Raw genomic sequence first — 22,862 nt, 5'->3', positions numbered from 1 at the left:
GATGTCACTTTGATGACAAATTCTCTGCCGCATGCTTTTCAATATGCCTGGCTTTACCCGCATGCTTCTCAGTGGCTGGCCAGCCTGCTGTTGAGCTTCAGGTAGTCCAGCAGGATATGGCCGCTCTCCGAGAGGTAGGCATCATCTTCCGGCTTGCCTTTTTCCTCTTCCTCATGCACTAGCAGCTCCTCGTCTTCCTTCTTCAGCGCGTCCAGCGGTTCCTCGCCCTTGGCCACGCGCAGGGCGTTCTCCAGGGACAACTGGCGTTTTTCAATAGCGTCCTGCTGGCTGCGGCGACGTTGCTCGTTGAGGCTGACCGTGGTTTCCTGCATCAGCTCCTGAGCCAGGGCCAGGCGTTCGCGGGTGAACACGAAGTCCGGATTGTCGCGGGTGCGTGACTCGTGGCGCGCCTGCAGTTCGGCGAGGAAGGGGGCGAAAGGATTCTGCGGCGCGCTGATGGCCGGGCGGATGCTGTCCCAGGGCAGGGCCTCGGGCAGGGCGCTCTCACCGATTTCCTGGATATCCACATTGGCCGGATAGGCAATGTCCGGGAGCACGCCCTGGTGTTGCGTGCTCTGGCCCGATACCCGATAGAACTTGGCCAGGGTCAGCTTGAGTTCGCCATGGTTGAGCGGCTGGATCGACTGCACGGTGCCTTTGCCGAACGTCTGGCCGCCGAGGATCAGCGCACGGTGATAGTCCTGCATGGCGCCGGCGAAGATTTCCGAGGCCGAGGCGGAGAGGCGGTTGACCAGCACCGCCAGCGGGCCTTTGTAGAAGGCGCCGGGGGTTTCGTCGGCCAGCACATCGACGCGCCCGTCGCTGTTGCGCACCAGCACGGTCGGGCCTTGCTCGATGAACAGGCTGGTCAACTCGGTGGCTTCCTGCAGCGAGCCGCCGCCATTGTTGCGCAAGTCGATGACGACACCGTCGACTTTTTCCTCCTGCAGTTCCGTCAGCAGCTTGCGCACATCGCGGGTCGTGCTCTTGTATTCCTTGTCACCGGCCCTCAGCGCCTTGAAATCCAGGTAGAACGCCGGAATCTCGATGACACCGAGCTTGTAGTCGTGGCCAGCATGCTCGAGGTGCAAGATCGACTTCTTCGCGGCCTGCTCTTCGAGCTTGACGGCTTCGCGGGTAATGGCGACCACCTTGCTGCTCTGGTCGTTCGGTGCATTGCTGGCCGGGATTATTTCCAGCCGCACCACCGAGCCTTTCGGGCCACGGATCAGCTTGACCACTTCGTCGAGACGCCAGCCGATCACATCGACCATGTCGCCGTCGGCCTGGGCCACGCCGATGATCTTGTCGGCGGGCGCGACCTGCTTGCTCTTTTCCGCCGGGCCGGCCGGCACCAGGCGCACGATCTTGACGTGTTCGTTGTCGCTCTGCAGGACCGCGCCGATGCCTTCCAGGGAAAGGCTCATGTTGATATCGAAATTTTCCGCGCTGTCCGGCGAGAGGTACTGGGTGTGCGGGTCATAGGACTGGGCGAAGGCGTTGATATAGGTCTGGAACACGTCCTCGCCACGGGTCTGCTCGAGCCGGGACAGTTGATTGCGGTAGCGCTTGCCGAGCAGCTCGTCGATGGCCTTGGGTTCCTTGCCGGCGATCTTCAGGCGCAGCACCTCGTCCTTGACGCGCTTGCGCCACAGGTCGTCCAGCTCGGCCTCGTCCTTGGCCCAGGGCGCATTCTTGCGATCGATCAGCAACTGCTCGTCGGCCGTGAAGTCGATGTTCTCGCTGCCTTTCTCGATCAGCGACAGTGCGTATTCCAGGCGGCTCTGCAGGCGTTGCAAATGGCGCTTGTAGAGGGTGAAGCCCGGCTCGAGCTCGCCATTGCGCAGGAAATCGTCGAACTGGGTGCGCCAGGGGGCGAATTCCTCGAGATCGGCCGCGGTGAAATAGCTGCGTGAGGGATCGAGCATCTCGATATAGCTGTCGAATATCTTGACCGAGCGGGCATCGTTCAATGGCGGCTTGTTGTAATGATGGCGCTTGAGCAGCTCCACCACGTTGAGGCTGGCGATGACCTGCTCGCGGTCGGGCAGCAGGTAATCCCAGTAGGCGCTGTCCTTGGACAGCGCCAGGGCGGTGATGCTCTGCAGGCCGAGGGTCAGGGCCAGGCAGGTGGAGATCAGCGAACGTTTCATGGAGTATGGGCGGCGTGAGGATGGAAAATAACGCATATTAGGCCATCAGATTGGGCGCCGGTTCAGGCGCGGAAGCGAATTGGCCCGAGATGAAGCCGGTTGGGTTGCGGTGGCGGGCACAGACAGGACCACTATGGAGGCAGTATGAAGGCATTGCAAGGTATCGAAGGGCGTGTGGAGTGGAGCGAGCACCCGACCCCGGCCTGTGGCCAGGGGCAGGTGCGTATCCGCGTGGCGGCCGCCGGGCTCAATCGTGCCGACCTGTTGCAGCGTGCCGGCCTCTACCCGCCGCCGGCCGGTGTGACGCAGGTTCTCGGCCTGGAATGCGCCGGGGTCATCAGTGAAGTGGGCGGCGACGGCCCGTGGCGGGTCGGTGATCGTGTCTGCGCGCTGCTGGCTGGCGGCGGCATCGCCGAGGAGGTGGTGGTGGATGCGCGCCATGTGCTGCCGGTGCCGCAGGGGCTGAGCCTGGTCGAGGCGGCGGTGCTGCTGGAGGTCTATACCACGGCCTGGCTGAATCTCTACCAACTCGGTGGCCTGAAGCCCCGGGAGAAGGTGTTGTTGCATGCCGGCGCCAGCGGCGTCGGCTCGGCGGCCATTCAATTGTGCCGGGCGTTCGACAACCCGTGCTGGGTGAGCGTCGGCTCGGCGCAGCGGCTGGCCTACTGCGAATCGCTTGGCGCCCAGGGCGGCGTGCTGCGTGGAGAAGGGCTGGAGGCCCTGCGCGATTTCGCCCCCTTCGATGTGATTCTCGATCCGGTCGGCGCCAAGTATGCCGCGCTGAACTTGCAGTTGCTGCGCCAGGATGGCCGCCTGGTGGTCATAGGGCTGATGGGCGGGCGCAAGGCCGAACTGGACCTGGCGCTGTTGCTCGGCAAGCGGATTCAACTTATCGGTTCGACGCTGCGCACGCGAGACGATGACTTCAAGGCGCAGTTGCTGGCGCAGATGCGGGAGAAGCTGTGGCCGCTGTTCGCCGATGGCCGGCTGTCGCCACGCCTGGAGTTCAGCTTTCCCATCGGAGATGTCGAGGCGGCCTTCGCGACCCTGGAAAGCAATACGGTGGCGGGCAAGGTGGCGCTGCTGATCGACCCCGGGCTTTGAGCCGGAACAGCCGGAAAAGCATTGGAGGCCGGACGAGGTCGTCGCCCGGCCTCCAGTGCTTCAAGGCAGTTCGGCGCTGCGATAGAACGCTGTCAGTACCTTGACCAGGTGCGCCAGGTCCTGGCTGCCGGCCAGTTCGCGGATCGAGTGCATGGCGAAGGTCGGCAGGCCGATATCCACCGTGCGCACGCCGATGCGGCTGGCGGTGATCGGGCCTATGGTCGAGCCGCAACCCATGTCGCTGCGGGTGACGAAGCTCTGTACCGGCACTTCCTCGGTCAGGCACAGGTGGCGGAAGAAACCGGCGGTTTCGCTGCTGGTGGCATAGCGCTGGTTGCTGTTGACCTTGATCACCGGCCCCGCGTTGATCTTGGGCCCGTGGTTGCCGTCATGTTTTTCCGGGTAGTTGGGATGAACCGCATGGGCATTGTCGGCGGAAATCAGCAACGAGCGGTTGATGGTCCGCTGCAGCGCGTCCTCTTCCGGCAGGATGCGGCGCAGCACCTGCTCCAGGAAAGGCCCGTCGGCACCGCAGCAGGAGGATGAGCCGACTTCCTCGTGGTCGGTGCAGACCAGCATGCAGCTCTGCTCTGGCGTCGCCGCCAGCAATGCCTGCAGGCCGGCATAGCAGGAAAGCAGGTTGTCCAGGCGTGCGCCCGCGATGAATTCCCCGTTCAGGCCGATCTGGCTGGCCGGCTGCGTGTCGTAGAAGCCAAGTTCGAAGTCGAGGACTACATCGGCCACCAGGTCGTGCTCGCGACTCAACTGTTCCGCCAGCAGGGCGCGAAAGTCCGAGGCGTCCTGGCTGGCGACCTGCGCCAGGATCGGCGGCAGTTCCTTCTGGGCGTTGATGGCCCAGCCCTGGTTGGCTTCGCGATTGAGGTGGATGGCCAGGTTGGGGATGGTCGCGATGGCCTGCCTGAAGTCGATCAACTGGCTTTCGATATGGCCATCCCGGCTGTAGGTGAGGCGCCCGGCGAGGGACAGGTCGCGATCGAACCAGGGGGCCAGCAGGGCGCCGCCGTAGACCTCCACGCCCAGTTGCCAGAAACCCTGGCTATGCAGGTCCGGGTGCGGCTTGACGCGCAGGCAGGGGCTGTCGGTATGTGCGCCGACCAGGCGAATGCCCTGTTCGCTCATAGGCTGCGTGCCGAGCTGGAAGGCGATGATCGAGGAGTCGTTGCGGGTGACGTAGTAGCGGCCCCCGGCCTGCAGTTGCCAGCTTTCACGCTCGTCCAGGCGCTCATATCCGCCGCTGCGCAGCCTCTGCGCCAGGCTGGCGGTGGCATGGAAGGGCGAGGGCGAGGCACCCAGGTAGTCGATCAGTCCCTGGTTGAGTGTTGCTTGCATTGACACGGCTCCATACGGCGGTGGCGCGCAGTCTAGCGCATTCGATCCGCTTGCGAGCCCGGCTCGCTTCATAAGTGTGACTGGCTTTACAATCGCAGCTTTTTTTCCGGACCATCGCTCATGATCCCGCGGTTGCTCGCTGCTTTGCTGATGACATGCGTTTTTGCGGTACAGGCACAGGATGTTTCCTACTCCCGGGACATCCAGCCGATCCTCACCAGGAACTGCGTCGCCTGCCATGCCTGCTACGACGCGCCCTGCCAGTTGAACCTGGGCAACGGCGAGGGGCTGCAGCGCGGTGCGAGCAAGCTGCCGGTGTATAACGGCACGCGGACCAAGGCACAGGAAACCTCGCGCCTTTACCTGGATGGCCACGGCGAAGAGGCCTGGCGCCAGCGGGGCTTCCACTCGGTGGTGCAGGAGCAGGCTTCGCTGATGGCGCGCATGCTGGAGCTGGGGCGCAACAACCCGTTGCCGGCCAATGCCAGGTTGCCGGATGACCTGGACATCGGCATCAACCGCGAGAACCAGTGCCCGCTGCCGGGCGATTTCGACAGTTATGCACGCAAGCACGCCAGTGCCGGCATGCCGTTCGCCGTGACCGGCCTGGCCGATGAGGACTACGCGACCCTGCAGCGCTGGTTCGCGCAGGGCGCGCCGATCGAGATCGAAACGATACGGGCTACGGCGGACGAGCAACGGCAGATCGACGAATGGGAGCGCCTGCTCAACGGCTCGTCGGCGCGCGAGCGCCTGGCCAGCCGCTGGCTGTATGAGCATCTGTTCCTGGCCCATCTGCATTTCGATGGTGGCCGCACGGGGCACTTCTTCGAACTGGTGCGCTCGCGCACCCCCAGTGGCCAGCCGGTCGATCCGATCGCCACCCGGCGCCCCAATGACGACCCAGGTACCGACTTCCATTACCGGATCCGTCCGGTGCAGGGCGTGATCGTGCACAAGACCCACATCACTTATCCCCTGAGTGCACAGAAGCTGGCCCGCACACGGCAACTGCTGTTCGCCGGTGACTGGCAAGTCGAGCGGTTGCCGGGTTATGGGGCAGGGCACCGCTCCAATCCGTTCCTGACCTTCGAAGCGATCCCGGCCCGCTCCCGCTATCAGTTCATGCTCGACAACGCGGAATATTTCGTCCGCACCTTTATCCGCGGGCCGGTCTGCCGCGGCCAGATCGCCACCGATGTGATTCGCGATCATTTCTGGGTGATGTTCCAGCAGCCCGGGCATGATCTCTATGTCAAAGATGCCGGCTACCGGGCCGAAGCCACCGGGTTGTTGTCGATGCCCGGGCAATGGGACGAGATCGGCGACCTGCTCGGCCTGTGGCGCAGCTACCGGGACAAGCGCAACCAGTATGAGGCTTTGCGCACCAATAGCTACCGGAATGCCCCGGCGCCGGACTGGGAGCACATATGGTCCGGCAACGACAATGCGCTGCTGACGGTGTTCCGCCACCATGACAGCGCATCGGTGAACAAGGGCCTGATCGGGGGACTGCCGCAGACGTTCTGGTGGATGGACTACCCGTTGCTGGAGCGCACCTATTACCAGTTGGTGGTCAATTTCGATGTTTTCGGCAATGTCGCCCACCAGGCGCAGACACGCTTGTACTTCGACCTGATCCGCAATGGCGCCGAGCAGAACTTCCTGCGCCTCATGCCAGCGGACGGGCGCAAGGCGATCCTCGACGACTGGTACCAGAACGGCGGTCAGCTCAAATTGTGGATCGACTACCAGGCGCTCGATCGCAAGTCGCCGAGCGGCCTGCAACTGTCGCAACGGGAGCCGCTCCAGCAGTTCGCGGACGCCCTGCTGGAGCGCTTCGCCAGCATTAACGCGACACCCGACCCGATCAACCGTTGCCGGGGAAGCCATTGCCACCGTCCACGGCTGCATGCACAGATACAGGCGGCCGAACAATCTCTGAGCCGTCTGAGCGGGCGTCTGGCCGCAGGGCTAAAGGTCATCCAGCAACTGCCCGAGGCGACCCTGCTGCGGGTAGAAGCAAGCGACGGCTCGCGCGAGGTCTACAGCCTGCTGCGCAATCGGGCGCACAGCAACGTGGCCTTCATGCTCGGCGAGAGCCTGCGCTATCAGCCGCGGCTGGATACCCTGACGATCCACCCCGGGGTTCTGAGCAGCTATCCGAACTTCATCTTCAACCTGCCGGCGAGCGAGGTGCCGGGGTTCGTCCGCAGCCTGGAACTGGCGACGAACAGTCAGGACCTGGAGGCACTGGTGGAGCGTTGGGGAATAAGGCGCAGCCATCCGGAATTCTGGCGTTACTTCCATGACATGAGTGCCTATATCCAGGAAACCGAGCCGCTCGAAGAGGGCGTTCTCGATATGAATCGCTACCAGAATCTCTAGGGGTCATCGACGTTTCGCTTCAACTCATTGATTCAGATGGAAATATATTTCCAATCCAGTCCTTCGAACGGGCTTCTTCGAAGCACAAGCGGCCTTCGGCCTTCGATTAAAAGCGCTGATGGCTGAACGCTGGACGAAAGCGCTGGCGCCGTGTGCCGGTCGTTCAGCCTCCAGCGCTTTTCGGCTGTCCGTTTGTGCCTCTATCCGGCCATCCATGCCGAAACGTCAACAGCCCCAAGGGCCTGTTGACGTTTCGTCGCTTTTTCTCTGCCGCTACCCGCCGATCTGTACCTGCTACCTTATTTCCTACTGATTTAGTATGGCTTCAACCACGCGCCGGGTTGGCGTACACTGCATTCAAGTTCGCGAGGAGGCTTTATGAGCGCCATCACCATTACCGACGCTGCACATGATTACCTGGCCGACCTGCTGGACAAGCAGAATACGACCGGCATTGGTATACGAGTCTTCATCACGCAGCCGGGCACGCCCTATGCCGAGACCTGTATTGCCTACTGTAAGCCGGGCGAAGAAAAGCCTGACGACATCGCCCTGGCGCTGAAAAGCTTCACGGCCTGGATCGACGCTGTCAGCGAGCCTTTTCTGGAAGATGCCCTGGTCGATTACGCGACCGATCGCATGGGCGGGCAACTGACCATCAAGGCACCCAACGCAAAAGTGCCGATGGTGAACGAAGACAGCCCGCTGAACGAGCGCATCAACTACTACCTGCAGACCGAGATCAATCCGGGCCTGGCCAGCCATGGCGGCCAGGTGACACTGATCGATGTGGTGGAAGAGGGCGTCGCGGTGCTGCAGTTCGGCGGTGGTTGCCAGGGCTGCGGCCAGGCGGATGTCACCCTCAAGGACGGTATCGAGAAGACGCTGCTGGAACGTATTCCCGAGCTCAAGGGCGTGCGCGACGTGACCGACCACACCAACCGCGAGAATGCCTACTACTGACGAGCAGCGATGAGCGGCAAGCGGGGTTCCCGGGGCGCGCCATCATTCGCCGAAACCCGGGATGCTTTTCTTGCAGCTTGAAGCCGTTCCATCGGAACGATGCCATTATTTTGCCATGCATCGCCCATTCGACCTCCGGCTGGGATAAGCTTCTCGCTCGCTCCGAGGGTTCTGAGAGTAAGGCATGTCTCCCCCTGTTCTACTGATTTGTGACGACTCTTCGCTTGCACGCAAGCAATTGCTGCGTGCGCTTCCCCTCGACTGGCAGGTCACTGTCGAACAGGTCGATGGCGGTAGTGCGGCGCTCGAGCGCATTCGCCAGGGCGGCGTGGACCTGATGCTGCTGGACCTGACGATGCCAGAGATGGATGGCTATCAGGTTCTGGCCTGTTTGCGCGAAGAGGCCCATGACTGCCAGGTCATCGTGGTTTCCGCCGATATTCAGGAGCAGGCCGTACGGCGGGTATTGTCGCTGGGTGCCAAAGCCTTTATCCGCAAGCCGGCCGACCCTCTGCAACTGCTGCGGACCCTGGCGGACCTCGGGCTATTGAACGCACTGCGACAGATCGGCGAGCGCGGCCAGGGCGAGTCCATCGGTTTTCGCGATGCGTTCCGGGAAGTGGTGAACGTCGCCATGGGGCGGGCGGCGGCGCTGCTCGCCCATGTGCTGGGGGTGTTCATCCAGTTGCCGGTGCCGAACGTCAATATCCTGGAAGTGGGCGAGTTGCATATGGCCCTGGCGGATGCGGCTTGCCGGGACCGGCTGACGGCGGTTTGCCAAGGGTATATCGGCGGTGGCATAGCGGGAGAGGCACTGCTGATCTTCCACGATTCCGATATCCGCGACATGGCGCGGCTGATGGGCAGTGGCGATAGCTACCAGGACATGGAGATGCTCCTCGACCTGTCGAGCCTGTTGATCAGCGCCTGCCTGAGCGGTATTGCCGAGCAGATCGACCTGGTCTTCTCCCAGGGGCACCCCCAAGTACTGGGGCAGCATGCCTCGATCGCCGAACTGATCAATGTCAACCGATCGCGCTGGCGCAAGACACTGGCCGTGGAGCTCAGCTACAGTATCGAAGGCCATGACATTCATTTCGATCTGCTGCTGCTGTTCACCGAAGACTCGGTGGAACTGCTGTCGCGCAAGATCGCCTATCTGGTGAACTGAATGCTGTTGGACAAGAACCGTCTGGGCGAATTGCATGGCCTGCTGGCGATAGTGCAGAGCATCGACATCGGTGTGGTCGTGCTCGACCGCGACTATCGCGTGGAGGTCTGGAACACCTTCATGGAGAACCGTTCCGGGCGCTTGCCTTCCGAAGCCTTCGGCCAGCCGTTCTTCGAACTGTTCCCCGAAGTGGACGAAGCCTGGTTCCGGCGCAAGGTGGAAACGGTGGCGACGCTTGGCACGCCAACCTTCACCATTTGGGAGCAGCGGCCTTATCTGTTGCACTTCAAGAACTACCAGCCGATCACCGGGCTGGAAGATTTCATGTACCAGAACACCACGATCCTGCCGCTGAAGGGCCTGAGCGGTGTCGTCGACCAGGTCTGCCTGCTGATCTACGACGTGACCGATGTGGCGACCAACCGTCACCAATTGCAGGCGGCCAACCGGGAGCTGCAACGGTTGTCGAGCACCGACCGGCTGACCGGGCTCTACAACCGCGGGCACTGGGAAGAGCGGCTGCGCCAGGAATGTGCCCGCTATGGCCGCTCGGGAGGCCATGCATCGCTGGTCATGTTCGATATCGACCATTTCAAGAGGATCAACGACACATTCGGGCACCAGACCGGCGATACGGTGATTCGCCGGGTGGCCGATGTCGTGCGCATGACGGTGCGCGAGTCGGATGTGGCGGGCCGTTATGGCGGAGAAGAGTTCGCCGTGCTGCTGCCGGAGACCGACCTGGACGGTGCGCTGATCTTCGCCGAGCGCCTGCGTGAGGCGGTGCAGGCGCAGGAGGTGAGCTATGAAGGGCAGGCCGTCCGTTTCACCATCAGCCTGGGGATATCCAGCACCCTACAGGCCCCGCAGGGGCCGGAGCAACTGATCGCGATGGCCGACAGGGCCCTCTACGAGTCCAAGGCGCAGGGGCGTAATCGCACCAGTCTTTATAGCGGCTGACATGCCCGGCAGCCTCCGTGGCGACGCTCTCCTGCCGTGCTCGCGATGAAAACCCCTCACCGCGAGCTACACGGGGGTTTCGAAAGATACGGAAGCGGATGGGGTGTCGTTATGCCGGCATGCTCCAGGGCGACAGGTTGAGGCCCTTGTCGCTCAGACGCTCACGGGCCTGCTGCAGGATGCTGCCCAGTTTCACCGGGTCGCTGTAGACACTGCTGGCGATATTGCAACGACCGAGGATGCACGACTGGCTATTGTCCATGACGCTGATGCTGACCTCACCATTGCCGCCTTGCTGGGTCCAGGCCACGCAGTGGAAGGGCTGGAAAGCACGGTCAGTGATCAGAAGGGCATCGTTGAAGCGCAGTGTGTGGGTCATTGCAAGTATCTCTCTGGGGCATCCGAAATGTGCCGCGCGGCTCATCGCGTGTCGGCTTGGTACTGTTGATGCCGGCAGGGAGGCTGGAAGTCACATCGAAATTCGAAAAGTCGAAATTTTTATCGATCAGCCCAAAGTCTGAGCCTCAAGCTGCAAGTGAAAGCAATATCTATCTTGCAGCTTGCGACTGCCTACACCTTGAACTGGCTCAGCAGCCGGTTCAGGCGTTCCGCCAGTTCGTCCAGGTGCTTGCCGGCACCGCTGGATTGTTCAGCGGCCCTGGTGCTTTCCTGGGCCAGGGCGGCAGCCTGGGTGACATTCTGGTTGATATCCTCGGCGACATGGGACTGTTGCAGTGTCGCACTGGCGATCGAGGCGTTGAGGCCTGACAGGTTGCGTAGCGACTGGGCAATCTGGCCAAGGCTCTCGCCGGCCTGGCTGGCCTGCTCGACCGTCAGTTGCGAAGCCCGGTTGCTGGCCATGATCACATCCACGGCGGCGCCCGAATTCTGCTGCAGGCGTTCGATCATGCCCTGGATCTCCGCCGTCGATTGCTGTGTGCGCTGTGCCAGCAGGCGTACTTCGTCGGCCACCACGGCGAAGCCACGGCCCTGTTCGCCGGCGCGGGCCGCTTCGATGGCGGCGTTGAGGGCCAGCAGGTTGGTCTGTTCGGCAATCGAACCGATCACCTCGAGTACCGAACCGATCTTGCTGGTTTCCTGCGCCAGCGACTGGATCACATCGACCGCCTGGGTGATGGTGCCCGAGAGCTGGTCGATCTGCTGCAGGGTCGTCTCGATATTCAACTGCCCCTGGCGGGCCTGCTTGTCGGCGATATCCACTTCGGTGGCGGCCTGTTCGGCGTTCTTGGCCACTTCCTGCACCGCGTAGGTCACTTCGTTGACGGCCGTGGCCACCAGTTCCATCTGTTGCAGCTGTTGCTGGCTCTGGCTATGGGTGCGTTGCGAGAGTTCGCCAAGGCTGTGCGAGGAGTGCTTCAGCGTGTCGGAGGTCTGCTGCAACTGGCCGATCAGCGTGCGCAGTTTTTCCGTGAAGCGGTTGAAGTCCCTGCCAAGGGTCGCCAGTTCGTCGCGCCCGGCCACGTCCAGGTTGCGTGTCAGGTCCGCTTCGCCACTGGCGATGTTGGCCATGGCGGCTATCGAGTGCTGCAGGGGCTGGGTGATGCTGCGGATCAGGATCGCCACCATGCTGGCCATTATCAGGGCGATCAACAGGCCGATCAGCGAGAAGCGCAACAGGTAGTTGTTGAATTCCTGTTCCACGTCGTCGATATAGATACCCGAGCCGATGATCCAGCCCCATGGCTGGAACAACTGTACGTAGGAGGTCTTGGAAACCGGCGCACTCTCGCCCGGACGCGCCCATTGGTAGGCCACCGCGCCGGCTCCGTGCTGTTTGGCCACTGCGACCATCTCGTTGAACAGTTCCTTGCCGTTCGGGTCCTTGTGGCGTGAAAGATCCTGCCCCTCGAGTACCGGCTGCATCGGGTGCATGATCATTTTCGGTTGCAGGTCGTTGATCCAGAAATAGTCGTGGTCGTCGTAGCGCAGGGTGCGTACCTGCTCCAGTGCGGCTTGCTGGGCCTGCTCGCGGCTCAGGCTACCGTTGCTTTCCAACTGCTGGTAATGCTGGAGAATACCGGCGGCGGTCTCGACCACATGGCGTGTCATCACGTCCTTGCTTTCGTAGAGATCGCTGCGTACCTGCAGGATCATCAGCAGGCCAAGGGTGAACAGCATGAAAGTAGCGAATAGCGGAATCAGCCAGAGCCGCTTGCTGATCGGGAATCTGCGCAGCAGGTCCATTGTTTAGCTCCAGGGGTGAATATCTTTTCGTTTTTATGATCGTGCCGAATCATCAATAGATTCGCTGGCGGAGGTATTGTCGGAGATCGGCGGGCCATTGCCATCCCATCCTTTCGGAGCAGGCTCTATATCGGGCCTTTCCCGTACCACCGGAACGGTTATCGGCATGTCCGCGCCAATCTGTATGCCGGGTGCCCTTCGCTACGAGCGCTGCAAGCCGGCCGAAAGCCGCCACGGCTCCTGCGGGCCTTTGCCGGCTCTTGGCGTTTTTGACTTGCGCCGGGGCTTGCTGCACAGTACGCGGCTTTTTCAACTCCTGGCGGGTAGGTTCGAATGAACGCAGTGGTGGCGGCGGTCGGCATCATGCTGGTGCTTTCCTTGTGCCGTGTGCATGTGGTGATCGCTCTGATCGTGGGTGCGCTGAGTGGCGGCCTGCTTGGCGGGCTTGGTGTGGAGGCTACCCTGGCAGCCTTCAACAAGGGGCTGGGTGGCGGTGCCACCGTGGCGCTGTCCTATGCGCTGCTGGGGGCCTTTGCGGTCGCCATCGCCAAGTCCGGGCTGGCCCATGTGCTGGCCGACAAGGCGCTGGCCATGGTTGGCCGGCAGGAAGCGCATGGCGGCGGAGCGCTGAAGTGGATAATGATCGGGCTGCTGCTGGCGGTGGCGATTGCCTCGCAGAACATCCTGCCTATCCATATTGCCTTTATCCCGCTGCTGGTACCGCCGCTGCTGTTCGTGCTGAGCACGTTGCAGATCGACCGGCGCCTGATCGCCTGTGTGCTGACCTTCGGGCTGATCACGCCCTATATGTTCCTGCCGGTGGGCTTCGGCAATATCTTCCTCAATGAGATCCTGATGGCGAACATCACCCGCAGCGGGGTCGATGTGACGGGCATCAATGTCACCGAGGCCATGCTGATTCCCGCGCTGGGCATGGCGGCGGGCCTGCTGATCGCCTTCGTCAGTTACCGCAAGCCCCGGGTCTACGAACTCGACCGGCTGGAAAGCGGCTCTACGCAGAAAGTCAGCTATACCCCCTTGACGCTGCTGGTCGCGCTGGTGGCCATCGCCTCGGCCTTTATCATCCAGCTCTGGCTGGATTCGATGATCATCGGCGCGCTGGTGGGCTTCGTGCTGTTTTCCGCTTCCGGCGTGGTGCGCTGGCGCGAGGCGGATGACCTGTTCACCGAAGGCATGAAGATGATGGCGATGATCGGTTTCATCATGATCGCTTCATCCGGCTTCGCCGAGGTCATCCGCGAGACCGGGCAGGTCAAGACGCTGGTCGACGCCTCGGTCGACTGGATCGGCAACAGTCAGGCCATCGGCGCGTTGCTGATGCTGCTGGTGGGGCTGCTGGTGACCATGGGTATCGGCTCGTCCTTTTCCACGGTGCCGATCATTGCCGCGATCTTCGTGCCGCTGAGTGCCGAGCTTGGTTTCAGCACCCTGGCCATCGTCAGCCTGGTGGGGGCTGCCGGCGCCATCGGCGATGCCGGCTCGCCAGCTTCCGACTCGACCCTCGGACCGACTGCGGGGCTGAATGTCGATGGCCAGCACAGCCATATCTGGGACACGGTGGTGCCGACCTTCCTGCACTACAACCTGCCACTGCTGGTATTCGGCTGGGTGGCCGCGATGGTGCTGTAGGAGCGACTGGTGGCTGGAATCCATAAGCTGGAAGTGAGGATTTCGTACAGGTTCAAGCTTCAAGCTGCTCCCGTCACGCCAGATCGCGGAAGGCGGCCAGGGCCCGTTCGCGGCTGGCGGCCAGGTCGACGATCGGCGTTGGATAGTCGATGGGGTTGAACAGGTCGCTGGCCGGCGGCGCATGGATCGCCTTGTCGTCGAGGCCGGCCAGCTCCGGCAGCCAGTGGCGGATGAAGCGCCCCTTGGGGTCGAAGCGCTGCGATTGGGTGATTGGATTGAACAGGCGGAAATAGGGCACCGCATCCGTACCGGTGGAGGCGGACCATTGCCAGCCGCCGTTATTGGCGGCCAGGTCGCCGTCGATCAGATGACGCATGAAGAAGCGCTCGCCTTCGCGCCAGTCGATCAGCAGGTTCTTGCTGAGGAACATCGCCACCAGCATGCGCAGGCGATTGTGCATCCAGCCGGTGGCCTGCAATTGGCGCATGGCGGCGTCGATGATCGGCAGTCCGGTGCGGCCCTGTTGCCAGGCCAGCAGTTCCTGCGGCGCATCGCGCCAGGGCAGGGCTTCCGTCTGTGGGCGGAAGGCGCGATGGCGCGAGACTCTCGGATAGCCGACCAGGATGTGCTTGTAGAATTCGCGCCAGAGCAGCTCGTTGATCCAGGTGGTGGCACCGCTGTTGCCTGTATCGAACTCGCCCTGGTTGCAGGTCAGTGCGGCATGCAGGCATTGGCGGGGCGACAGCACGCCAGCCGCCAGGTAGGGGGAGAGCCGGCTGGTGCCCGGCTCGGCGGGAATGTCGCGGCGTTCGGCGTAATCCTCCATGGCCTCGTCGGCGAAGCGCGTCAGTGCCTCCAGGGCGGCCGGCTCACCAGCGGGCCAGTGGCTGCGCAGGCTGTCTGCCGGCGGCTGACAGCCTGGCAGCGGATCGGCAATCGTATCGCTGGCGATGGACAGCGGCGCCTGGGCCGCCGGGCGCCCCCTGGGCACCGGGGGCGCCGCGCGCAGGTGCTGCAGGCACAGGGCGCGGAACTGGCTGTAGACCTTGTAATAGTCCCCGGTGCGGGTCAACAGGCTGCCGGGCTGGAACAGCAACTGGTCGAGGTGGCGTTGCAGCGCCACGCCATCGGCGGCAAGCCGTGTCGCCGTGGCCTGGTCGCGGCGCTGCTCGTTGATGCCGTACTCATCGTTGATGTGCACGGTGTCGATACGCTGCTCATGGCACAGGCGGCCAAGCAGCTCCGGCACGGCGGACCAGTCGTCGCACTGGCGCACCAGCAGGGGCACGTTCAAGCGCTGCAGCTCATCGCGTAGCCGCGCCAGGTTGCGCAGCCAGAAATCCACCTTGCATGGGGCATCGTCGTGCTGCCGCCACTGGCCGGGGGTGAGCAGGTACAGGGCGACGGTCGGGCCGTCGCGCATGGCGGCATGCAGTGCGCTGTTGTCGTGTACGCGCAGGTCGCTACGCAGCCAGATCAATTGCATGGAAAGTGGTCCCAGCCCGTCGTTTCGGCGAGCACTGGTGGATAGGGGCACAGGTAGGCCTGGCGCTGAATATAGCTATCGGGATAGCGCTGGAAGTACGCTCGCAGCAGCTCCAGCGGGGCCGCCAATGGTCGTTTGCGCAAACGGTAGTCCTCCAGCAGGGCTTGCCAGCTCCGTTGTTCTTCCACGCTCAGGCGATGCTTCAGGTAGCCGGCGACGTGCAGCAGCGCATTCAGTTGGCGGCCATGCTCGGGGGGCTTGCCCAGGCTTGCCATGAGCCCCTGGATATAGCGTTTGCGGCGCTGTTCGAGAGGCCGCTCGGCAGGCCGCCCGAGCAACTGGCCGAGCGACTTGTAGCCCTGCGGGTCATAGGCGAGCAGCAGGTATTTGTAGCGCGCATGGAAGTCTGTCAGGGTGCGCTCGCCAAGGCCGTCGGCAAGCATTGCCTGCCAATCGGCGAGGGCGAAGGCGCGGGTGAAGAAGCTGTCGCGGCAGGGCGCCAGGGCCAGGTGGCCGATGACGGCCTGTGGATATAGGCTGCCCGCTCGCGTATCCACTGTTGCCGCAGGGCCGTGTATATGTCCGCAGAGGCCCGCGACGCCGTTGGCGTCCCCTGGCGGCAAGGCCAGCAGATGAAAGTGGCGCTCCAGCGCCGCCTGTGGTGGCCAGCCGCTGCACAGGAGTTCGCCGTCGAGGCCCAGAACGGCTTTTGTCAAAATGGCTGCATCCGATGGATTGATAGAGTCATTCCCCTGACCATGGGGCGGGCTGGCCCGCGAAGCTTTCATGGGCGCAAAGCCAGCCCGCTGTTACGGGATCAGCGTTCGTAGTAGCGCTCGTGCCACTCGATCAGTGGTTGCGGTGTATTGAGTTTCTGGCCATAGATGACCGAGTAGGTCAGTACGTTCTGCACATACTGGCGGGTTTCGTCGAAGGGGATGTTCTCCACCCAGACATCGAACGACAGGTGTTCGGCATCCTTCAGCCATTGCCGCACCCGGCCAGGGCCGGCGTTGTAGGCGGCCGTCGCGAGGACCCGGTTGCCATTGAACTGATTGTAGATCTGGCTCAGGTAGGCGGCGCCCAGTTGGATGTTGGTCGCCGGGTTGAGCACCTGCTGCTGCGAGGCGAGCGGAATGTCGAAGCGTTTGGCGGTTTCCTTGGCGGTCGCCGGCATCAGTTGCATAAGGCCGGTGGCACCGACATGGGAACGGGCATCGACCATGAATGCGCTTTCCTGGCGGGTCACGGCGAACACCCAACTGGGATGGATGTCACGCACTTTCGCGGCCTGCAGCAACTGGCTGCGATAGGCCATGGGAAAGCGTATGTCCAGGTCGTCCCAGTACTGCGCCTGGGTGATGGTGCGGATCGCCGGGAAATACCACTGCATGTCGTAGGCCAGGCGGGCCTGGGCGACCAGTTCGTCACGATCGAACTGGCGGCTGGCGTGATACCACTCACGGCGACCATCGACGATCTGGCCGCGCGCGTGGAACTCCAGGGCGCGCTGGATACCGGCCGTGGCGCGGACTTTCTGGCGTGTCGCGGCGTCGATTTTCAGCGGCTGGTGGTTGAACTTGTAGGGCGCCTGGATACGGTCCGCCGCGAGGAACCCGTAGAAGTCACGTTCCCCGGCGACCGGTTGGTAGAGTTTGCGCACCTGCTCCTCGCTGGCCCGGGCCAACTGCAGGCTGCGGGCTTTCCAGTAGCGCCAGCGGTTGCTGTCGGCCAGTTCCGTCGGGAAACGATTGATCAGTGCGTGGGCCTGTTGCCATTCGCCTTGGCGCAGCAATAGCCGGGCACGCCATTCGCTGACGGTATTGTCGCGCAGGTTCGGGTCGTAGTCAGCCATGACCTGGAGGGCCCGGTTATCGAACCGGCGGGCCAGCGTGAGGCCGACCTGACGGGCGATGGCGACTTTTTCCTCATCCGTGAAGGCGAAGCGGCGCGCATAGTCCTGCAGCAGGCCGAGGGCCTTTTCCGGGTCCTGGCGTGCCAGGCGGCGCAGGCCGAGCGAAACGATCTCGGCCATCTGCGGTGTGGCGGGCGTGAAGCGCGCCGGCTGGTTGAGCAACTGCGGCTTCTGTGCGACATCGACCAGCAGCTTCACCTGGTCCTCTAGCCTCGGCATTTTCTTGCCGAGGAAGGTGGCGAAACTGTAATTGCCGCTTTCGACCGCCAGCCTGGCCCGGCGCCAACGCTTGTCCTCGGTCAGCAGGCCGGCGGCCTCCCAACGCTCGAACAGCGGGTCGCAGCTGTTCGGCTGCGACTTGCCCACCAGCCACAGACGCTCTGCGGTCTGGTTGCCGGCCTGCTCCTGGCCATGGCTCAGTTGATACTGGCCGAACAGGCAGTCCAGTTCGGTGAAGTTCATGCCCTGGTCGTAATACCTGACGAACAGTGGCCACTCGCCGCGCGCCGCCAGCAGGCGCAACCAGCGCAGTTTCATCCAGTTGATCTGTGGCAGGTCGCCATGCCGTTCAAGAAAGGTCGAGACTTCTTCGTTGCTGGCGGTCTTCAGGCGTGCGGTCAGCTCGTCATAGGCAAGGTACGGTTCCAGCGGGTAGCCACGCAGGGCGCCGGCATGGCGCTTGTAGGGCGCACTGTCGCCTTTGGCCAGGGCCTGCTTGGCTTCATCGTAGTACTGGCGTTGTTGAGCCAGGCTGGCGGCCTGGCAGGCTCCAGCGAGCAGGAAGGAAAGGAGCAGGCAGAAGCTGAAACTGGAAAAGCGGCCGCGCATAGGACTACCGAAGGCAGAGGGTCTGGAATATCGCTGGTATGAGGCGGGTCGGGTCGCGACGCTCCTCCATGGGGCGCTAGCTTATCCTGCCGACGACGCCAGTTGAACGGGAGAAGCCACAAGTTACAACTATCCTTGGGCAAGGCGCTTTAGAAACCATCCTTCCAGGCGCGCAGCACGGCGAATACCTGTTCGGGGCAGGGGTTGCCCAGCAAGGGGTTGCGTTGCAGGCAAGCCTGCCTTATCTCCGCTTCCCCGGTGCGCAGGAAGGGGTTGGTGGCTTTCTCCAGCGCGATGCTGGAGGGCAGGGTGATCCGCCCTTGCTCGCGCAAACGAATGACCTGTTCCAGGCGGTGGCTGGTGTCATCGTTGCCCGGTTCCACCGCATGGGCGAAGCGCAGGTTGCCCAGGGTGTATTCATGGGCGCAATAGACCAGCGTTCGCTCCGGCAGTGTGGCCAGGCGCGACAGCGAATGGAACATCTGCTCCGGCGTGCCCTCGAAAAGGCGCCCGCAGCCGGCGGCGAACAGCGTGTCGCCGCTGAACAGGCGCGGCTGCTCGGGGTCGTCGAGGAAGTAGGCGATATGCCCGAGGGTATGCCCCGGCACGGCGAGTACCCGCAGGGGCAGGCCGAGCACTTGCAGCCTGGCACCGTCATCCAGGGCATGGTCGCGTTGCGGGATGTCCTCGTGTGCGGGGCCGTGCACCCTGGCGCCGCAATGGGCTTTCAGTGCCGGGACACCGCCGACATGGTCGTGGTGATGGTGGGTGATCAGGATGTCGCTCAGGCGCCAGCCGCGATTGAGTTCCAGCCAGGCCATGACCGGTGCGGCATCGCCCGGGTCGACCACCGCGCAGCGGCGGCTACCGGTGTCGGCGAGGAGCCAGATGTAGTTGTCGCTGAATGCGGGCAGGGCTTCTATCTGCAACATATGCCAGGTCGCCAAGTAATGGACAAAGGTGCATCCTAACAGGCAAAGGCAGTGGCGAACCTCAACGCGCCATGCGCGGCCAACGGGCGAAAAGAGCGCTGGAAAGAAAACAGCAGCCAGGCAGTGTCCTCATCCAGCCCCCAGCGCTTTTATCGAATCGGATGACACGGCATGGCATGATCGCCCTGCTTGCAACTTGGGGCTTGCCGCTGCTTCTATTTCCGAGGATACGAGCATGACCGATGCACCACGACTGAAAGCCGAGCCGCAATGGCTGTCTCTGGTCGATGCCGCAGGCACCTGGTTCGAGACGCCCCACGGGCAGCAGTTGCTGGGGCAGGAGCGGCGTTTGTTGCAGGTCGAGCTGGAGCGCTGTTTCGGCAGTTACCTGGTGCACTATGCGCCCTTTGCCGAAAATGCCCTGGAGTCGAGCTCGATCCGGCATTGCGTACGCCTGGGCGCGCCGCTGAAGGGGGCCGACATCATCTGTGACGAGCAGTCCTGGCCGCTGGGCGAGTATGCCGCCGATGTGGTGGTGGTGCAGCATGGCCTGGATTTCAGCCTGTCGCCCCATGCGCTGTTGCGCGAAGCGGCCTTCAGCGTGCGCCCGGGCGGGCACCTGCTGGTGCTGGGGATGAACCCCTGGAGCGCCTGGGGGGCTCGCCGGCTGGTTGCCGCTGGCGGTTTCCGCCAGGCGCGCTGCATCCGCCCGACACGTGTCGCGGACTGGCTGAGCCTGTTGGGGTTTGGCTTGGAGAAACGGCTGTTCGGGTGCTATTGTCCGCCGCTTTCTTCGGCCCGCTGGCAGGCGCGCCTGACTCCGCTGGAAAATCTGGGGCAACGCTATCAGGTGCCTTTCGGTGGTTTCTACCTGCTGCTGGCACGCAAGCTGACCGCGGGCATGCGCCCATTGCGCCAGGATCGCCGCGAGCCCAGGGGGCAGTTGCTGCCGATGCCTGTGGCCAAGGTCAGCCGGCGCAGTGCCGAATGAGCCGAATCCAGGAGTAGTGCTGTCCATATGAATGATGAGTCGGTGGTGATCTATACCGATGGCGCCTGCAAGGGCAATCCCGGTCCGGGTGGCTGGGGCGCCTTGATGGTCTACAAGGGGGTGGAGAAGGAGCTCTGGGGCGGCGAGGCCGAAACCACCAACAACCGCATGGAACTGATGGCGGCGATCCACTCCCTGGCCGAGCTCAAGCGCTCGTGCCAGGTGCGGCTGGTGACGGATTCGCAGTACGTGATGCAGGGCATCAACGACTGGATGCCGAACTGGAAGAAACGCGGCTGGAAGACTTCGACCCGTCAGCCGGTCAAGAACGCCGACCTGTGGCAGCAACTGGATGAGCAGGTCGGTCGTCACCAGGTGTCCTGGAGCTGGGTGCGCGGCCATACCGGGCACCCTGGCAACGAACGTGCGGACATGCTGGCCAACCGTGGGGTCGATGAGATTCGCCAGTCCCGGGGCCGGGGCTAGTCAGGAGAGAATGCAAGCATGCGCAGTGTAGTGCTGGATACCGAAACCACCGGCATGCCGGTGAGCGATGGCCACCGGATCATCGAGATCGGTTGTGTCGAGGTGATCGGCCGCCGCCTGACCGGGCGCCATTATCATGTCTATCTGCAGCCGGACCGCGAGGTGGACGAGGGCGCCATCGCGGTGCACGGGATCACCAACGAGGACCTGCTGGACAAGCCGCGTTTCCGTGAGGTGGCCGATGAATTCTTCGAGTTCATCAAGGGCGCACAACTGATCATCCACAACGCGGCGTTCGATATCGGCTTCATCAACAACGAGTTCGCCCTGCTCGGGCAGCAGGACCGCGCCGATATCACCGAGCACTGTTCTGTGCTGGATACCCTGCTGATGGCACGCGAGCGCCACCCGGGCCAGCGCAACAACCTCGATGCGCTGTGCAAGCGTTACGGTGTGGACAACTCGGGCCGCGACCTGCACGGCGCCTTGCTCGATGCGGAGATCCTGGCCGACGTCTACCTGACCATGACCGGCGGCCAGACCAACCTGTCCCTGGCGGGCGATGGTGCGGAGGTCGATGGCGGCGGGCGCGTCCAGCCTTCGCCGATTCGCCGCCTGCCCGCCGAACGCGGCAAGGGGGTGGTGCTGCGCGCCAGCGCACAGGAACTGGCCGCCCATGCGGCACGCCTGGCGATCATCGAGAAGGCGGCGGGCGCACCCCCGCTCTGGCTGCAACTGGAAGCCGGGGACAAATAAAGCTTGACAGGGCTTGCCCGGAGCTTGCCTGTCTGATCAAGCTTGCAGCTGCTCCTATAGCCGTAACTGGCCGATCGCCTTGCTCAACTGGCCGGACAGTTCCGCCAGTTGCGAACTGGTGGTGGCCGAGTCGACAGTCTGCTGCACGGTGCGTTCGGTGACATCGCGGATTCCGGTCACCGAGCGATTGAGTTCCTCGGCGACCTGGCTCTGTTCTTCGGCGGCGGCGGCAATCTGGGTATTGCTTTCGCGCATCTGCGCGACCGCGCCAGTAATCGCCTCCAGTGCCAGGCCCGCTTCCTGCGCCTGCTGTACGCAGTCATCGGCCTTGAGCGAACTTTCCTGCATGAACTCCACTGCATCGCGGGTCATGCCCTGCAGGTCGGCGATCATGCGGGTGATCTCGTCGGTGGAAACCTGTACGCGCTTGGCCAGGTTGCGCACCTCGTCGGCCACCACGGCGAATCCACGGCCCATCTCGCCGGCCCGGGCCGCCTCGATGGCGGCATTCAACGCCAGCAGGTTGGTCTGTTCGGCGATGCTGTGAATGACGCTCACCACGCCATTGATCTTCTGGCTGTCGGCGGCCAGTTGCTCGATGGTTTCGGCGGTCTGCTGGACACCCCGGGAAAGGCTGTTGATGGAGTTTTCCACGCGCTCGACGACGCGATGGCCCTCGCTGGCGAGGCGGTCGGCGTTCTGCGACTGGTCCCGTGTGTCGCGCGCGTGCTCGGCGATGTGATGCACGGTGGTGGTCATTTGGTTGATGGCGGTCGCGGCCTGGTCGGTTTCGTTCTGCTGGTCGAGCATGTCCCGGCGAACTTCGTCCATGTTGGCGGCCAGGCTCCGTGCATCCTCGTCGAGGCGCGCCGCCGAGTTGGCGACGGTGCCGACGATACGCTGGTAGCCGGATTGCATGGCATTGAAGGCGGTGGCCATCTGGCCGACTTCGTCACGGCTGTCCAGAGGCACGCGGACGGAGAGGTCGCCGCTGGTTTCGACGTGCAGCATCACATCCTTGAGGGTGTTCAGGTGGCTGAGCAGGAAGCGGATAAGGATCTGCGAGGACGCCAGCAGCGCCAGCATGAGCACCAGGACCGCCGCCGCATAGCTGAAGAAGTGCTGGGTCCATACCTGGGCGAAGCTGGGCGTGCGGGCCTGTACGGCGACATGCTGGCCATCGCCACGGGCCAGGACCTGGACGCCGATCAGCGGGTCATCGCCGAAAAACGCATCATGTTCGAGTGCTGTCCAGCCGGAGGGCGCGATCTTCTGGCCATCGATTTCCAGCGGCTGGCCGGCGGTGAATAATCGCAGTCTGCCGTTAGCGGGCAACGGCGCGCTGGCGGGCCAGCTTTCGACCAGGGCGGCGTACTGGCGGGCGTCCTCATGCGCATCGACACCGCGGGTCCGCTGTTCGAGTTGTATCGCGTACAACACCAGCAGCAGGGTGGTGACGAAGGTCACCATATTCAGAGCCCAGAATTTGTATTTCAGAGAAAGGTCGCGCATCCAGACAATCAT

Annotated in this window: 18 protein-coding genes; 9 read left to right on the top strand and 9 right to left on the bottom strand. The window is 63.3% G+C overall.

Translation table 11 applies throughout. The features are described 5' to 3' along the window. Nucleotides 1-68 precede the first annotated feature (68 nt). Nucleotides 69-2,153 carry a carboxy terminal-processing peptidase gene (locus tag DNJ95_RS07860; RefSeq protein WP_131184171.1) on the bottom strand — a complete coding sequence of 695 codons (2,085 nt, stop codon included), beginning with the start codon at nucleotides 2,151-2,153 and terminating at the stop codon, nucleotides 69-71. Nucleotides 2,154-2,297: 144 nt separating this feature from the next. Here DNJ95_RS07860 and DNJ95_RS07855 point away from each other — a divergent pair, with 144 nt between their 5' ends. Beyond that, nucleotides 2,298-3,257, top strand: a complete 960-nt coding sequence (locus DNJ95_RS07855) for an NAD(P)H-quinone oxidoreductase (RefSeq protein ID WP_131184170.1) — start codon at nucleotides 2,298-2,300, stop codon at nucleotides 3,255-3,257. A gap of 60 nt (nucleotides 3,258-3,317) precedes the next feature. Here the strand turns inward: DNJ95_RS07855 and DNJ95_RS07850 are convergent, their stop codons facing one another. After that, nucleotides 3,318-4,607, bottom strand: coding sequence for a M18 family aminopeptidase (locus tag DNJ95_RS07850; protein WP_131184169.1), 1,290 nt, complete (start codon nucleotides 4,605-4,607; stop codon nucleotides 3,318-3,320). Between the two features lie 120 nt (nucleotides 4,608-4,727). Between DNJ95_RS07850 and DNJ95_RS07845 the strand changes: the two genes are divergently transcribed. From DNJ95_RS07845 to DNJ95_RS07830, 4 genes are all read left to right on the top strand, one after another. After that, nucleotides 4,728-6,995, top strand: coding sequence for a fatty acid cis/trans isomerase (locus DNJ95_RS07845; protein ID WP_131184168.1), 2,268 nt, complete (start codon nucleotides 4,728-4,730; stop codon nucleotides 6,993-6,995). A gap of 378 nt (nucleotides 6,996-7,373) precedes the next feature. Beyond that, nucleotides 7,374-7,958, top strand: coding sequence for a Fe-S biogenesis protein NfuA (nfuA, locus tag DNJ95_RS07840; RefSeq protein WP_131184167.1), 585 nt, complete (start codon nucleotides 7,374-7,376; stop codon nucleotides 7,956-7,958). A gap of 184 nt (nucleotides 7,959-8,142) precedes the next feature. Then, nucleotides 8,143-9,129, top strand: a complete 987-nt coding sequence (locus tag DNJ95_RS07835; RefSeq protein ID WP_131184166.1) for a response regulator — start codon at nucleotides 8,143-8,145, stop codon at nucleotides 9,127-9,129. Further along, nucleotides 9,130-10,089 (top strand): GGDEF domain-containing protein, encoded by a 960-nt coding sequence (locus tag DNJ95_RS07830; protein ID WP_131184165.1) that lies wholly within the window; start codon nucleotides 9,130-9,132, stop codon nucleotides 10,087-10,089. It begins immediately after the preceding gene. Between the two features lie 109 nt (nucleotides 10,090-10,198). On the opposite strand, the gene DNJ95_RS07825 is transcribed toward DNJ95_RS07830, so the two are convergent. Continuing rightward, nucleotides 10,199-10,468 (bottom strand): hypothetical protein, encoded by a 270-nt coding sequence (locus tag DNJ95_RS07825; protein WP_131184164.1) that lies wholly within the window; start codon nucleotides 10,466-10,468, stop codon nucleotides 10,199-10,201. Nucleotides 10,469-10,659: 191 nt separating this feature from the next. Continuing rightward, nucleotides 10,660-12,294 carry a methyl-accepting chemotaxis protein gene (locus DNJ95_RS07820; RefSeq protein WP_131184163.1) on the bottom strand — a complete coding sequence of 545 codons (1,635 nt, stop codon included), beginning with the start codon at nucleotides 12,292-12,294 and terminating at the stop codon, nucleotides 10,660-10,662. A 333-nt stretch (nucleotides 12,295-12,627) separates the two neighbouring features. Here DNJ95_RS07820 and DNJ95_RS07815 point away from each other — a divergent pair, with 333 nt between their 5' ends. Next, the gene (locus tag DNJ95_RS07815) at nucleotides 12,628-13,944 is read left to right on the top strand and encodes a Na+/H+ antiporter family protein (protein ID WP_131184162.1); all 1,317 of its coding nucleotides are present in this window, start codon (nucleotides 12,628-12,630) and stop codon (nucleotides 13,942-13,944) included. 73 nt (nucleotides 13,945-14,017) lie between these two features. Here the strand turns inward: DNJ95_RS07815 and phrB are convergent, their stop codons facing one another. From phrB to gloB, 4 genes are all read right to left on the bottom strand, one after another. After that, nucleotides 14,018-15,430: a deoxyribodipyrimidine photo-lyase gene (gene phrB, locus DNJ95_RS07810; protein ID WP_131184161.1), complete on the bottom strand. Its 1,413-nt coding sequence runs from the start codon at nucleotides 15,428-15,430 to the stop codon at nucleotides 14,018-14,020. Further along, the gene (locus DNJ95_RS07805; protein ID WP_165491613.1) at nucleotides 15,421-16,146 is read right to left on the bottom strand and encodes a YbgA family protein; all 726 of its coding nucleotides are present in this window, start codon (nucleotides 16,144-16,146) and stop codon (nucleotides 15,421-15,423) included. Before DNJ95_RS07805 ends, phrB begins: the two co-directional genes overlap by 10 nt. Before the next feature lie 101 nt (nucleotides 16,147-16,247). Next, entirely contained in the window at nucleotides 16,248-18,173 is a 1,926-nt protein-coding gene (locus tag DNJ95_RS07800) for a transglycosylase SLT domain-containing protein (protein ID WP_131184159.1), read from the bottom strand. A gap of 149 nt (nucleotides 18,174-18,322) precedes the next feature. After that, nucleotides 18,323-19,105, bottom strand: a complete 783-nt coding sequence (gloB, locus tag DNJ95_RS07795; RefSeq protein WP_131184158.1) for a hydroxyacylglutathione hydrolase — start codon at nucleotides 19,103-19,105, stop codon at nucleotides 18,323-18,325. 235 nt (nucleotides 19,106-19,340) lie between these two features. Between gloB and DNJ95_RS07790 the strand changes: the two genes are divergently transcribed. From DNJ95_RS07790 to dnaQ, 3 genes are read left to right on the top strand one after another with little or no spacing between them, the layout of a single operon-like run. Beyond that, a complete protein-coding gene (locus tag DNJ95_RS07790) occupies nucleotides 19,341-20,096 on the top strand; it encodes a class I SAM-dependent methyltransferase (RefSeq protein WP_131184157.1) in 756 nt (251 codons plus the stop codon). 27 nt (nucleotides 20,097-20,123) lie between these two features. Continuing rightward, nucleotides 20,124-20,582: a ribonuclease HI gene (rnhA, locus tag DNJ95_RS07785; protein ID WP_131184156.1), complete on the top strand. Its 459-nt coding sequence runs from the start codon at nucleotides 20,124-20,126 to the stop codon at nucleotides 20,580-20,582. Nucleotides 20,583-20,600: 18 nt separating this feature from the next. After that, complete coding sequence (gene dnaQ, locus DNJ95_RS07780; RefSeq protein ID WP_131184155.1) at nucleotides 20,601-21,338, top strand: DNA polymerase III subunit epsilon; 738 nt, start codon at nucleotides 20,601-20,603, stop codon at nucleotides 21,336-21,338. A gap of 54 nt (nucleotides 21,339-21,392) precedes the next feature. Here the strand turns inward: dnaQ and DNJ95_RS07775 are convergent, their stop codons facing one another. Next, complete coding sequence (locus DNJ95_RS07775; RefSeq protein WP_131184154.1) at nucleotides 21,393-22,862, bottom strand: methyl-accepting chemotaxis protein; 1,470 nt, start codon at nucleotides 22,860-22,862, stop codon at nucleotides 21,393-21,395.

It is taken from the genome of Stutzerimonas kirkiae (assembly GCF_004327335.1).
GTDB lineage: Bacteria > Pseudomonadota > Gammaproteobacteria > Pseudomonadales > Pseudomonadaceae > Stutzerimonas > Stutzerimonas kirkiae.
Note: the sequence above shows the minus strand (reverse complement) of the source record. Positions and strands in the feature narration are given on the sequence as shown.

What these genes read in the sequence shown, in the direction of transcription:
- DNJ95_RS07775 (WP_131184154.1), bottom strand. Translation starts at nt 22,862, where the DNA reads ATGATTGTCTGGATGCGCGACCTTTCTCTGAAATACAAATTCTGGGCT.
- DNJ95_RS07850 (WP_131184169.1), bottom strand. Translation starts at nt 4,607, where the DNA reads ATGCAAGCAACACTCAACCAGGGACTGATCGACTACCTGGGTGCCTCG.
- DNJ95_RS07860 (WP_131184171.1), bottom strand. Translation starts at nt 2,153, where the DNA reads ATGAAACGTTCGCTGATCTCCACCTGCCTGGCCCTGACCCTCGGCCTG.
- DNJ95_RS07845 (WP_131184168.1), top strand. Translation starts at nt 4,728, where the DNA reads ATGATCCCGCGGTTGCTCGCTGCTTTGCTGATGACATGCGTTTTTGCG.
- rnhA (WP_131184156.1), top strand. Translation starts at nt 20,124, where the DNA reads ATGAATGATGAGTCGGTGGTGATCTATACCGATGGCGCCTGCAAGGGC.
- DNJ95_RS07825 (WP_131184164.1), bottom strand. Translation starts at nt 10,468, where the DNA reads ATGACCCACACACTGCGCTTCAACGATGCCCTTCTGATCACTGACCGT.
- dnaQ (WP_131184155.1), top strand. Translation starts at nt 20,601, where the DNA reads ATGCGCAGTGTAGTGCTGGATACCGAAACCACCGGCATGCCGGTGAGC.
- phrB (WP_131184161.1), bottom strand. Translation starts at nt 15,430, where the DNA reads ATGCAATTGATCTGGCTGCGTAGCGACCTGCGCGTACACGACAACAGC.
- DNJ95_RS07815 (WP_131184162.1), top strand. Translation starts at nt 12,628, where the DNA reads ATGAACGCAGTGGTGGCGGCGGTCGGCATCATGCTGGTGCTTTCCTTG.
- DNJ95_RS07855 (WP_131184170.1), top strand. Translation starts at nt 2,298, where the DNA reads ATGAAGGCATTGCAAGGTATCGAAGGGCGTGTGGAGTGGAGCGAGCAC.
- DNJ95_RS07820 (WP_131184163.1), bottom strand. Translation starts at nt 12,294, where the DNA reads ATGGACCTGCTGCGCAGATTCCCGATCAGCAAGCGGCTCTGGCTGATT.
- DNJ95_RS07800 (WP_131184159.1), bottom strand. Translation starts at nt 18,173, where the DNA reads ATGCGCGGCCGCTTTTCCAGTTTCAGCTTCTGCCTGCTCCTTTCCTTC.
- gloB (WP_131184158.1), bottom strand. Translation starts at nt 19,105, where the DNA reads ATGTTGCAGATAGAAGCCCTGCCCGCATTCAGCGACAACTACATCTGG.
- nfuA (WP_131184167.1), top strand. Translation starts at nt 7,374, where the DNA reads ATGAGCGCCATCACCATTACCGACGCTGCACATGATTACCTGGCCGAC.
- DNJ95_RS07790 (WP_131184157.1), top strand. Translation starts at nt 19,341, where the DNA reads ATGACCGATGCACCACGACTGAAAGCCGAGCCGCAATGGCTGTCTCTG.
- DNJ95_RS07835 (WP_131184166.1), top strand. Translation starts at nt 8,143, where the DNA reads ATGTCTCCCCCTGTTCTACTGATTTGTGACGACTCTTCGCTTGCACGC.
- DNJ95_RS07830 (WP_131184165.1), top strand. Translation starts at nt 9,130, where the DNA reads ATGCTGTTGGACAAGAACCGTCTGGGCGAATTGCATGGCCTGCTGGCG.